Here is an 11907-nt window from a genome sequence, read left to right on the forward strand (position 1 = left end):
AATTGTGGCTAGATATCTGGAGAGAAACAGTCAATGAGCCTTAAAATTCGTTTATCCCGTGCAGGGTCAAAGAAACGTCCTTATTATCACATCGTTATTGCTGATAGCCGTTCACCACGGGATGGCCGTTTCATTGAAAAAGTTGGGTCTTATAACCCAATGTTACCAGCAGATCATGCTGACAGAATTCGTTTGTTTGATGAACGTATTAAACACTGGTTATCACAAGGCGCACAAGCGACCGACCGTGTTGCACGTTTCTTAGGCAATGCTGGTTTAGCACCTAAATTTGAATATCGTGAACAACCTAATCAGTCAGCTCCAAAGAAAAAAGCACAAGAACGTGCTGCGGCTGCTGCTAAAAAGAGCGAAGAAGCTGCTGCTTAATCGTAAATTAGTTATCGCAAGAGAGTAACAATCTTTATGAAAACGCAGCTGGTTCATATAGGAACGATAGGGAAGCCCCACGGTGTTCGTGGTTTGGTTCACCTGCATCCTTGTGTTGAAAATCCAAAAGATTTAGAAAAATACGGTGAACTGGTTGATGATCGTGGAGAGCGTTGGACGATAAGTTGGCAAAGTGGCAAGGTTGCAGCACTTTATGATAGTCAAAAAAAACGGATAGACGATCGAAATGCCGTTGAAAAATTGACTAATCGTAAATTGTATATTCCTAGAAACTTGTTACCTGAACCCGAAGAAGAAGAATTTTACTTTAGTGATTTAATCGGATTGCAAGCGAAAATTCGGCATGAAGATCAATCAGAGGAACTCTTTGGAACGGTTCATATTGTGCATGATTACGGCGCAGGGGTCAGTTTGGAAATAAAACGGGATCAAGGGGAAAATGCTCTGATTCCTTTTACCAAAATTTGTGTTCCTGAGATTGATATCAAATCTGGCTGGTTATTGATTTGTCCTCCGAATGAGGTGGAAGTTCGTCCATCGAATACAAAGGATCAATCATGACTTGGCAAGTGGATGTCTTAACGTTATTTCCAGAAATGTTTCCTGGCTTTTTAGGGTATTCCCTTGCAGGTAGAGCATTGGAAGATCAGCGTTGGTCGTTAAAAACGCATGCACTTCGTGAATTTGGTTTAGGACGGCATAAAGCCGTTGATGATACGCCTTTTGGTGGTGGAGCTGGGATGGTTATTCGTGCAGATATCTTGGATACTGCACTAGAGGCAACAAAGCCTGAGGATGATCGTCCAATCATTTATTTATCTCCTAAAGGTCGTTTATTACAACAAGCTGACGTGGTGCGTTATGCATCGGGTCAAGGTGCATATTTCATTTGTGGTCGTTATGAAGGGGTCGACGAACGGATCTTTCAAAAACACACAATTGAAGAAGTTTCTATTGGGGATTATGTCCTTTCAGGTGGAGAACCCGCAGCATTGATTTTAATGGATGCTTGTGTGCGTTTATTACCTGGTGTGATGGGTTCAGATCAAAGTGGGGTTGAGGAAAGTTTTTCCTCGGGTTTACTAGAATATCCTCATTATACGAAACCTGCGCAATGGGATGACTATGCTGTGCCTGAAATATTACTGTCTGGAAATCATGGTGCGATTGCCTCTTGGCGTAAAGAGCAGGCTGAGAATGCAACGCGACAACGTAGACCAGATTTATGGGAATCCTATCAAGGAAACCATAAATAAACATAGTGCTGACGATAAATAGTTTGTTACTTGAATTGCTTAAAAGATTGTAGAACTTATCTTATTGTAAAAGGAATAGGATTAAATGAATACCATTCAAAAATACGAGGCAGAGGAAATCGCTCGTTTAACAGCAGAACGCCCAGTTCCTGAATTTTTTCCTGGGGACTCTGTTCGTGTTGATGTTCGCGTTGTTGAAGGTGAACGTAAACGTATTCAGGCTTACGAAGGTGTTGTTATTGCACGTTCAAACAAAGGCTTGAACAGCAATTTTACTGTTCGTAAAATTTCTAATGGTGAAGGTGTGGAACGTGTATTCCCTCTATACTCACCAACCATTGCTGCGATTACTGTTGTACGTCATGGTGATGTTCGCCGTGCAAAATTATATTACCTACGTAGCCGTAGCGGTAAATCTGCTCGTATTAAAGAACGTAGCCGTGATGTTAAAAAAGCTGCTGATACAGCTCAAAACTAATATTCTATTTATTAGTTTCAAATAAAAGACTATATTAAGTATCTGGCAGCTTTTTAAGTAAGGTTGCCAGATATTTTTTTAGAAACAAAATACAGCAAATAATTAAGGAAAAAAAATGAAGGCGCGTACTTTATTTGACAAGTTGTGGGATAGTCATGTGGTTGAACAACTTCCAGATGGTACCGCAATTCTGTATATTGATCGTCATTTAATTCATGAAGTGACCAGCCCGCAAGCATTTGAAGGCTTACGTATGGCTGGGCGTAAAATTCATAATCCAGAAGCTATGATGGCGGTAATCGACCATAATGTTCCAACAACAGATCGCAGCAAACCGATTGAAGAAGATGATAGTCGACAACAAATAGAAGCATTAGAGCATAATGTAAAAGAATTTGGTGTGCCATTCATCCCATTAAAATCAGATAAACAAGGGATTATTCACGTTGTCGGACCAGAAGAAGGAATTACACTTCCTGGTATGACCATTGTTTGTGGGGATAGCCACACATCAACGCATGGTGCTTTTGGGGCTTTGGCTTTTGGTATTGGTACTTCTGAAGTTGAACATGTGATGGCAACGCAGACCTTGTTACAAAAGCCAGCAAAAAATTTAAAAATTGAAATTAATGGCACATTAAAGCCAGGGATGAGTGCTAAAGATGTCGTATTAGCTGTCATTGGTCATATTGGTACTGCTGGTGGTACAGGTCATGTGATTGAATTTACGGGCTCTGTTATTCGTAATTTAGATATGGCTGGTCGTATGACTGTTTGTAATATGGCTATCGAAGGTGGTGCAAGATCAGGGTTGATTGCTCCAGATGAAGTTACATTCGAGTATATCAAGGGTCGTCCGAATGCACCTCAAGGGGCTGATTTTGATGCTGCGATTGACTATTGGAAAAGCTTAGCTTCTGATGAAGATGCGCATTATGATAAAGTCATTACGATTAATGTAGATAATTTAGAGCCAATGGTCACATGGGGAACCAGCCCAGAAGATGTTTTGCCAATTACAGGTAATATTCCAGATCCTGCTCTTCTAAAAGATGAATCTCAACGGTTACGTAAACAACGTATGTTGGATTATATGGATTTAAAAATTGGTGCGCCTATTGCGGGCACTAAAATTGATGCTGTTTTCATTGGTTCTTGTACCAACAGTCGCCTTGAAGATCTACGCGCGGCAGCCCATGTTTTGAAAGGTAAAAAAATTGCAAATCATGTGTGGGCGTTGGTTGTGCCAGGTTCTGGCGTGATTAAAAAGCAAGCAGAGACAGAAGGTTTAGATAAGATCTTTATTGATGCTGGCTTTGAATGGCGTGAAGCAGGATGTTCAATGTGTCTTGCGATGAATCCAGATCGTTTGAAACCAGGTCAACGTTGTGCATCAACATCTAATCGTAATTTCGAAGATCGCCAAGGACCAGGAGGCAGAACCCATCTTGTATCCCCAGCAATGGCTGCTGCGGCTGCGGTTAAAGGTGAATTAACAGACGTAAGGGAAATGATTTAAAATGGATAAATTTGATATTTTAACAGCGATTGCTGCACCTTTACCTGAAGAAAATATTGATACGGATAAAATCATTCCTGCACGCTTTTTGAAAACAACCAAAAGAAGTGGTTTGGGGAAGTCAGCTTTTTATTCATGGCGTTATGATGAAAATGGTAAAGAGCGTGAAGAGTTTGTTTTAAACCGTGAACCTTATCGTCAAGCCGAAATTCTTGTGACGTATGAAAATTTTGGATGTGGCTCTTCCAGAGAACATGCGCCTTGGGCATTGTTAGATTTTGGTATTCGCTGTGTGATTGCACCTTCTTTTGCGGATATTTTCTTTAATAACTCTTTTAAAAACGGTATTTTGCCTATTCGTTTACCAAGAGATATTTGTGAACAGTTGGTTGAAGATACCAAAATGGGAGCAAATGCTAAATTAACGATTAACTTGGAAAAACAAGAAATTATTCGCCCCAATGGGGAAAAGATTTCTTTTGAAGTCGATCCTTTGCGTCGTCAATTACTTTTAGATGGGTTGGATGATATTGGACAAACATTACAGCATGTGAAGTCTATTGATAATTTTGAAGAAAAGCGTAAACAAAATCAACCTTGGTATCCAAAAGTGTCTGCGGAAAAGTTATCTTCTTAATTCTTGTTTGACACCAAAGAGGTTTATAAAGGCTCATTATTTATTCTAATGAGCCTTTATTGTATTTTTTATATAAATATTTTGTAATAGTATCTGTTACGAGATTTATAGAAAGAAAGCGCCTTTTGCTTGTGTAGATACCTAATAAAACAGGTTTTGTTTGTTTGCTTATATTATAAAGGACTGGAGAGCCACTGAAGCCATCAAGATTTTCTGCTTTCCAGTCTGTGTCATAGACTTCATAATAATGTTGTTGTTTATCTGCTTTTCTAAATTTTCCAGAAAATGCTTTTGCTTCAGCTGATATTTTAATGTTATCATGATCTATAGCTTTATAATCACCTGGATAGCCTACAGCTATAAAGTCAGCGTTGTTTTTGGTTAAAATAGAATCAATATCGTCTTGGTTTGATAATCGTAAAGCTCTTTGTTTTAGAATTGAGTAATTTTTAGGATCACTTTTATCGATTATGGCAATAAAAAAATCATCTGTGTGAAGTGGGTTATCACTAAAATCCTCTGAGAAATGCGTAAAATTGATTGTAGGACTACTTGGCTTTCCAGATAATGTATAAGGGATTGCTAGTTTTCCTTTTAGAATAAATTTATTGTTCTTATATTCTTTCACGCAATGATTGGCTGTTACAAAAAAAATATCATTCTCGTATGGAGGGCAATAAACGAAAAAACCTGTGCCAGATAAAAAGCGAAGATATTTGTCTTCTGTATGTATTTGAAGTTTACTCTGTATAGTTATTTGAGTGATGCTGTTATATAGTTTATTTAAATGCATTTTTTGAATCCTAAAGATAATAAGATTAATAAAATTTTAACTCTATTTCAGATATTTTTATAGAATCTTTTTAATAATATAGTGCAATAATGTTATGTATAGTGACATATTATTAGATTTAAGAAGGTGCGTTAAAAATATGAAATTAATAGGAATGTTGGATTCCCCTTATGTTCGAAGAGTAGCAATTTCTTTAAAAGCAATGGGATTCTCATTTGAACATCAACAGCTCTCTGTTTTTAATGATATTGAAAAGATGCAGGCTGTAAATCCGTTAATGAAAGCACCTTCATTAATAACTGATGAAGGCACTTTGTTAATTGATTCAACGTTAATTTTAGAATATCTTTATCGGAAATGCTCAGCAGATTGTTCTTTATTTCCAAAAGATTTAGAACAATTTACAAAATCTCAGTATCTAATTGGCATAGCATTGACGTTATGTGATAAAGCAGTACAGCTTTTTATGGAATATAATCGCCGTCCTCCTGAAAAATTCTATCAAGAATGGGCAGATCGTATTGATGAACAATTACAGACTGGTTTGGAATTATTGGATCATCATGTTATTGTCAATGATGCTGGTTATGTAATTGCTGAACGTGTGATGCAAGCAGATATTACTATTGCTGTGGCAATAAAATATATAGAAAAGAAACTGCCTGATCTTTATAAAAACCATGTATCAAATAAGTTAAAAACTTTTTCTACAAAAATGGAAGCTCTACCATTTTTTCAAGAATATATGTTTTAAATATTTTTACTTTGTAATGGATAAATGAAATGACAAAAGAGAAAAAAATCTTAACATTAGCTGGGGATGGCATCGGCCCAGAAGTGATGGAACAAGCGCTTCATATATTGGATTGGGTGCAAGAAAATTCAGACTTGTCCTTTGTAGTGGAAAAAGATCTTGTTGGTGGGGCTTCTATCGATGCTAATGGTGTGCCTTTAACCGAAGAAGTGATTGCCAAAGCAAAAGCTGCAGATGCGATCTTATTTGGTTCCGTTGGTGGTCCAAAATGGGACAAAGTAGGATTTGATAAACGTCCTGAAGTAGGAATTATTGGTCTGCGTAAAGAATTGGGATTGTTCGCCAATTTACGCTCTGCGATTGTGTTTGATTCGTTAATTGGTGCCAGCACAGTAAAGCCTGAAATTATTCAAGGGCTTGACCTTATGATTGTACGCGAAAGCACAGGTGGTGTATATTTTGGTGAGCCACGTGGTATTGAAACTTTACCAGATGGAACGCGTAAAGGGGTAAATACTGAAGTTTATACGTCCGTTGAAATTGAAAGGATTGCACGCGTTGCTTTTGAACTAGCGCGTCAACGTCAAAATCGTGTTTGTTCTGTTGAAAAATGTAACGTGATGGAAAGTGGTCTTTTATGGAAAGAAGTTGTGACTGAGCTTCATCAAAAAGAGTATTCTGACGTCCAACTTTCTCATATGCTAGCAGATAATTGTGCAATGCAATTAGTACGTAATCCGAAACAATTTGATACGATTTTAACCGGTAATTTATTCGGTGATATTTTATCTGATTTAGCAGCAATGTTGACAGGTAGCTTGGGAATGCTTCCTTCTGCAACGTTGGGCGCACGTCAAGCAAATGGTGTTATCCCAGCTTTATACGAACCAATTCATGGCAGTGCTCCTGATATTGCAGGGCAGGGTAAAGCCAACCCATTGGCTCAAATTTTATCACTAGCGATGATGCTGCGTTATTCTTTTGATGAACAAGCAATTTCAGAAAAAGTGGTACATGCTTGTGAAGCTGTTCTAAACCAAGGTCTACGCACACCAGATATTATGAGTGATGGGATGAAACTGGTCGGAACAGAAGATATGGGTAAAGCTGTGTTGGCAGAGCTTAAAAAATAATTTTGATTAAAAGCTCATACCAAAAAATATGAGCTTTTTTATATGCTTTAAATAAGCAAAACGCTTCATTATAAATAACGAAGCGTTCAATAACATCACCAACTTACAAAAAATTTTGATTAGAAGAATATGAAAATAAGATTATTTTCGTATGTAGACTCTTAATAAAGAAAAAACTAGAAGCCTTCGCGTTCTACGCGTTTACGTTCCATTTTACGAGCACGTCTTACAGCTTCAGCAGATTCGCGCGCACGGCGTTCTGATGGTTTTTCGTAATGACGACGTAATTTCATTTCGCGAAAAATACCTTCGCGTTGCATTTTTTTCTTTAAAGCTTTTAAAGCTTGATCAACATTATTATCTCTAACAAGAACTTGCACTTGGCTGTCATCTCCTGTGTGTGTTAAGTGAACATTAATTATATATCATCCATGGATACATATAACTAGACAAAGTTATATACGCTATTTCGTTTAAAAAAGAAATAGATTATTGTAATTTCATTGTATTTTTCATTTAGTTTTAAAGAGATTTTTATTTGTATCGTCCTTTTCCCCATGATTTACCGATTTCAAAACCAGGTGAAGAACTTTTATTCTTGCGTGAGGAAAAGATTCGTTTCATGCAAGATGTTTTATTTTTTATCGACTGTGAATTGCATAATGCCACGAAACCAATTTTACAAGAGTATGGAATAGGTCATGCCCATCATCGTTTAATGCAATTTGTTTGTCATTGTTCTGGGGCGAGTGTTAGTGAGATTTGCAAGCTGCTAGGGATTACAAAGCAAAGTTTAAATCGCGTTTTACGTGATGTTCTTGAGCTGGGATATATTGAATATCGTACAAATGCAGAAGATCGACGCAAAAAAAGCTTATATCTAACTCCACAAGGTGAGAAGATAGAAGAAAAATTATTTCAGTTGCAACGTAAGCAATTTCTCCGTGCGTTTCGAGAAGCACCCAATAATATCCATATTGAAGGTTTTCAACGTATTCTTTATGGTATGTTAAGTGTAGAGTCTAAACAATTACTTGAATTACATTCCAGTCAAAAACCAGATAAAGGAAAAGAATGATGGATGAAAGCATTAATAAAAATGAAGACTCTGATTCTTTACATGTTCTGGTCATTGATGATGATCCTCGGCTGCGCCGTCTGTTGCAACGATATTTAAATGAAAATGGATTCCGTATTAGTGGTGCAGAATCAGCTAAAGAAGCCAGAGAAATGCTAAAATTTCTTCAACCAGATGCTATTGTTCTTGATGTATCAATGCCTGGTGAGGATGGGTTGCAACTAACACATTCTCTGCGTGAAGAAGGAAAAGACATTCCTATTATTCTCCTCACCGCTCGAGGGGAACCAGAAGATCGTATTGCTGGTTTAGAGGCTGGCGCAGACGATTATCTTGGAAAACCATTCGAACCCAAAGAACTCTTACTGCGTTTACGCGCTCAATTACGTCGGTTACAACAACCAATTATGACGGATAACGTAAGGGCGATAAAATTAGGAGACATGGAATTTGATCCTATTCGTAATTTATTAATTCATAACAATGAGATTATTCATTTAACGGGTGGTGAGATAGCGCTTTTACGTGTGTTGGCAAGTCGCCCAAATGAAATTTTGTCACGTGAAGATATTGTACAAGAAATTGGGATGGAGGAAATCGGTGAGCGTGCCGTAGATGTCCAAGTAACGCGTTTACGAAGAAGAATAGAATCTGATCCCAAACAACCTAGGTTTCTACATACAGTCAGAGGTAAAGGGTATGTATTAAAACCTAGCTATTCTCTATCTTGAGGAAATTATTGTGTTTGCTAGTTTTAAACGTTATCGTCGAGTTTCCAAGGAAGGTAAAATTGCTGCTGATCGAAAAGTACGTAGGTTTTTACCGCGTTCTTTATTAGCACGTTCTTTATTAATGATTTCCATCCCTTTAATTATCACTCAGGCTATATCGTTAGAGTTATTTTATGGAACTTTTTTAAATACAGTTTCTCGTCGTTTAACTGATTCGGTTAGCGGTGAAATCAGTTATATCGTTCAACAATATTCAACAACTAAATCTGAACAATATCGTGCTACTTTATTGGATCAGTCACAACAATATTTGCAATTGAATATCAAGTGGTTCCCTAATCAAAATTTACATAACCAGTCTAATAACGGGTTGGTTATAGGGCCAGTTGATGAGTTATTGGACCGAGGATTAGCAGATCGTCTTGATATTCCTTTTAAAACAGATTGGCAAAGTTACACAGATCAAGTTATTGTTTCGATTCAACTTAAAAATGGTGTTTTACAGTTCCTTGTTCCAAAGAAAAAATTAACGGCAGGATCTGTTTGGTTGTTTGTCGTTTGGATTGTTGGCAGCGCCATAATTTTGTTTATGATTACAGCCGTATTTGCGTGGGTGCAATTTAGAGCCATTCGTCGATTATCCAAAGCGGTAGAAAAATTTGGAAAGGGTAGAGATCCTGGAATATTAATGCCTGTCGGTTCAAAAGAGTTACGCAATGCGGCCGAATCATTCAATGTGATGAGAGAGCGTATTTTACGTTTTATCAAACAACGAACTGTTATTCTTGCCAGTGTATCCCATGATTTGCGAACCCCTTTGACACGTTTAAGACTAAGTTTAGCAATGTTACCGCAAAAAGGAATCATGAACGCCGAGGATCAAGCGACAGATATTGCAGAGATGATTGGTGACACAGAGGAAATGGAGCAAATGATTGCTGGTTATCTATCTTTTGCCAGAGGAGAAGGAACCGAAGAGCCACAAACGACAGATATGGTACAATTAACCGAAGACGTGGTGGCAGCTGCTTATCGATTAGGTACGGAATTTATATCAGCAAATATTCCAGCATCTTTACCAGACATGATGGTGAGGGCAGGTAGTCTTCGTCGGGTTTTGGGGAATATCTTAGAAAATGCCAGACGGCACGGTGGCAAGGTCGCGATTGAGGTGCAAGATAGAAGTAGAGGGATTTTATTTATTATAGATGATGACGGCCCAGGCATTCCTGAAGAGAAAAAGGAAAGTGTTTTTATTCCTTTTCAAACTGGTAATAGCCAAAAAGGGACAGGCTTAGGATTAGCAATTGCACTGAATATTGTTCAAGGACATGGCGGTGATATTGAATTGCAAAACAGCCCACTAGGTGGGCTGCGTGTTGTTATTTTTATTCCAAAATAGATTATATTTATCGAATAGTGTTACCAGAGCTTCCTATACCGCCAGCAGTATTTGGATTATTGGCAAAAGGACCAGTGCTGTTGTTGGGTCCAAAAGTACTCCCTAATCCCATAGCACTTAAAGGTGAGTATTGTCCAATATTACCCAAAAGTTGTTGGAAGAAATTTGTTTTTGTTCCAGGTGTCGGGGTAACTTCTGCAACCATTCCAACAGATTTTGCATCTTTTTTTCCAAGATGTTGTATTTTTTGCAAAGTTCCATTTTGATCAAAATATAATGATAATACTTCTTGTTTGGTAATGCCTGGATATGACAACGGAACTAGTCGCGTCATCATAGAAATATAAATCCAATTATTAGGATCAAAGGTCGCGTATGCAGTAGGGGATCCAAGAATATCCACGACGTCTGCTTTGCTGGTGCTGCCGACCTGTAATGCTTTTAGATCTTCTTTGCCAATAATGTTCCCTCTGGGAAGTGGAGGAGGGGAAAAGATTGAACAAGCAGATACAGTCATTCCAATTGAAAGAATAGAAGCCAGACAGGCACCTTTTCTTGCTTTGCGAAAAGGTTGAAATCGTGATTTAACTGACGGGGCAAGAGGTTTCTTATTGAAGCATGGACGCATGATTGATAAATATTCCTCGAGATTTGGATATAAAAAAAATACCTGTTATAAAAATGCGTATTGTAGTTTGAATAAAACTTCAACAAAAAAAAACATATAAAGGAATAAAAATGAAAGCATGTTGCGAGTTTTCAAGGAAAGTACAAGTTAATCAAATACAAAAAAAACCTTTAACCATAAAAATAGAAGCAAATCAGGATGAAAAACAGGCTTTGGCGGAGCGTTTTTCTATTCCAGAGGTGCAGTCTTTACTATGTATATATCAGTTAAAATATTATCATGGTAGACAAGTCCGCGCTATTGGAGAGATGAAGGCAGAAGTGATACAAAATTGTGTGATTTCTTTGGATGATTTTTTGGTAAAAATAAATGAATCGTTTGAGCTGCATTTTATTCCGAGTGACAAACTATCATCAGAGTTAGAGGAAATTGATGATCCTGATGTTATCCCTTATGAAAACGATGTGATTGATTTAGGTGAAGTCACTGCCGAGCAATTGGCATTATTTTTGGACCCTTATCCTCATAAGGATGATGCTGAACAATCTAATCCATTGATATTAAGTGAAAATGAGGTCGAGATTGTTGGTAATAAAGAGCCAAAAGAAAACCCATTTAAAGTGCTTGAACAGCTGAAAATTCCGAATAAAGATAAAAAGAAATCATGATTTTGTACTAATCTGCTTGTTATTTTTTAAAATAAGGGATATTAACTCTTAGGAAAGTAAAACTTACAGATAATCGACGTTTATTGCTTGCATATAAGGTTATTATCTGTTAGAAAACTTGTTTTAATTTGAATAGTTTAACTATAATATCAAACAATTCCGAATTGTTTGGTCGTTGGGAAAGGTAGGAGGGACTAATGGCTGTTCCTAAGAGAAAAACATCACCTTCACGTCGTGGTATGCGTCGTAGTCACCATGCTTTGCGTACAGAAGCACATGCAGAATGCGGTAATTGTGGTGAATTAAAACGTCCTCATCATGTTTGCAGTCACTGTGGTCATTACGATGGTCGTGAAGTTGTTGCAGCTGGAAAAGCGTTGAAAGTTGCTGTTCGTCAGTAATTTTTTGAGGAAAACCTGTAA

Annotated in this window: 16 protein-coding genes; 13 read left to right on the top strand and 3 right to left on the bottom strand. The window is 37.5% G+C overall.

The genetic code is table 11. The annotated features are described in order from the left end of the window. The first annotated feature begins 33 nt into the window (after positions 1–33). The 6 genes from rpsP (at position 34) to leuD (ending at position 4298) form a co-directional block, all read left to right on the top strand. On the top strand, positions 34–387 hold the full coding sequence (rpsP, locus tag PQG52_RS03035; RefSeq protein ID WP_271788923.1) for a 30S ribosomal protein S16: 354 nt from the start codon (positions 34–36) through the stop codon (positions 385–387). A gap of 36 nt (positions 388–423) precedes the next feature. Beyond that, entirely contained in the window at positions 424–969 is a 546-nt protein-coding gene (gene rimM / locus PQG52_RS03040; protein ID WP_271788922.1) for a ribosome maturation factor RimM, read from the top strand. Then, the gene (gene trmD, locus PQG52_RS03045) at positions 966–1664 is read left to right on the top strand and encodes a tRNA (guanosine(37)-N1)-methyltransferase TrmD (protein WP_271788921.1); all 699 of its coding nucleotides are present in this window, start codon (positions 966–968) and stop codon (positions 1662–1664) included. The genes rimM and trmD overlap by 4 nt, the downstream gene beginning before the upstream one ends. A gap of 85 nt (positions 1665–1749) precedes the next feature. Then, complete coding sequence (gene rplS / locus PQG52_RS03050) at positions 1750–2142, top strand: 50S ribosomal protein L19 (protein ID WP_271788920.1); 393 nt, start codon at positions 1750–1752, stop codon at positions 2140–2142. A 115-nt stretch (positions 2143–2257) separates the two neighbouring features. Beyond that, positions 2258–3661, top strand: a complete 1404-nt coding sequence (gene leuC, locus PQG52_RS03055) for a 3-isopropylmalate dehydratase large subunit (RefSeq protein WP_271827849.1) — start codon at positions 2258–2260, stop codon at positions 3659–3661. A 1-nt stretch (position 3662) separates the two neighbouring features. Further along, on the top strand, positions 3663–4298 hold the full coding sequence (gene leuD / locus PQG52_RS03060) for a 3-isopropylmalate dehydratase small subunit (protein WP_271827850.1): 636 nt from the start codon (positions 3663–3665) through the stop codon (positions 4296–4298). A 40-nt stretch (positions 4299–4338) separates the two neighbouring features. On the opposite strand, the gene PQG52_RS03065 is transcribed toward leuD, so the two are convergent. Next, entirely contained in the window at positions 4339–5091 is a 753-nt protein-coding gene (locus tag PQG52_RS03065; protein ID WP_271827851.1) for a hypothetical protein, read from the bottom strand. Positions 5092–5230: 139 nt separating this feature from the next. Here PQG52_RS03065 and PQG52_RS03070 point away from each other — a divergent pair, with 139 nt between their 5' ends. Next, positions 5231–5845, top strand: a complete 615-nt coding sequence (locus PQG52_RS03070; RefSeq protein ID WP_271827852.1) for a glutathione S-transferase family protein — start codon at positions 5231–5233, stop codon at positions 5843–5845. Between the two features lie 29 nt (positions 5846–5874). Further along, positions 5875–6978 (top strand): 3-isopropylmalate dehydrogenase, encoded by a 1104-nt coding sequence (gene leuB / locus PQG52_RS03075; RefSeq protein ID WP_271827853.1) that lies wholly within the window; start codon positions 5875–5877, stop codon positions 6976–6978. A gap of 176 nt (positions 6979–7154) precedes the next feature. Here leuB and rpsU read toward each other — a convergent pair whose 3' ends face one another. Further along, entirely contained in the window at positions 7155–7358 is a 204-nt protein-coding gene (gene rpsU / locus PQG52_RS03080) for a 30S ribosomal protein S21 (protein WP_008853618.1), read from the bottom strand. A 158-nt stretch (positions 7359–7516) separates the two neighbouring features. Here rpsU and PQG52_RS03085 point away from each other — a divergent pair, with 158 nt between their 5' ends. From PQG52_RS03085 to PQG52_RS03095, 3 genes are read left to right on the top strand one after another with little or no spacing between them, the layout of a single operon-like run. Further along, complete coding sequence (locus PQG52_RS03085; protein ID WP_271827854.1) at positions 7517–8056, top strand: MarR family winged helix-turn-helix transcriptional regulator; 540 nt, start codon at positions 7517–7519, stop codon at positions 8054–8056. Further along, entirely contained in the window at positions 8053–8787 is a 735-nt protein-coding gene (locus tag PQG52_RS03090) for a response regulator transcription factor (RefSeq protein ID WP_271827855.1), read from the top strand. The genes PQG52_RS03085 and PQG52_RS03090 overlap by 4 nt, the downstream gene beginning before the upstream one ends. 10 nt (positions 8788–8797) lie before the next feature. Continuing rightward, a complete protein-coding gene (locus PQG52_RS03095; RefSeq protein ID WP_271827857.1) occupies positions 8798–10189 on the top strand; it encodes an ATP-binding protein in 1392 nt (463 codons plus the stop codon). Positions 10190–10196: 7 nt separating this feature from the next. Here the strand turns inward: PQG52_RS03095 and PQG52_RS03100 are convergent, their stop codons facing one another. Beyond that, positions 10197–10817 (bottom strand): outer membrane protein assembly factor BamE, encoded by a 621-nt coding sequence (locus PQG52_RS03100; protein ID WP_271827858.1) that lies wholly within the window; start codon positions 10815–10817, stop codon positions 10197–10199. A gap of 110 nt (positions 10818–10927) precedes the next feature. On the opposite strand from PQG52_RS03100, the gene PQG52_RS03105 reads away from it, so the two are divergent. Further along, positions 10928–11485 (top strand): DUF177 domain-containing protein, encoded by a 558-nt coding sequence (locus PQG52_RS03105; RefSeq protein WP_271827859.1) that lies wholly within the window; start codon positions 10928–10930, stop codon positions 11483–11485. Positions 11486–11682: 197 nt separating this feature from the next. Beyond that, positions 11683–11886, top strand: coding sequence for a 50S ribosomal protein L32 (gene rpmF, locus PQG52_RS03110; protein WP_086632049.1), 204 nt, complete (start codon positions 11683–11685; stop codon positions 11884–11886). Positions 11887–11907 lie beyond the last annotated feature (21 nt).

Origin of the sequence: Commensalibacter communis (genome assembly GCF_947179105.1) — a bacterium.
Taxonomy (GTDB): Bacteria; Pseudomonadota; Alphaproteobacteria; order Acetobacterales; family Acetobacteraceae; genus Commensalibacter; species Commensalibacter communis.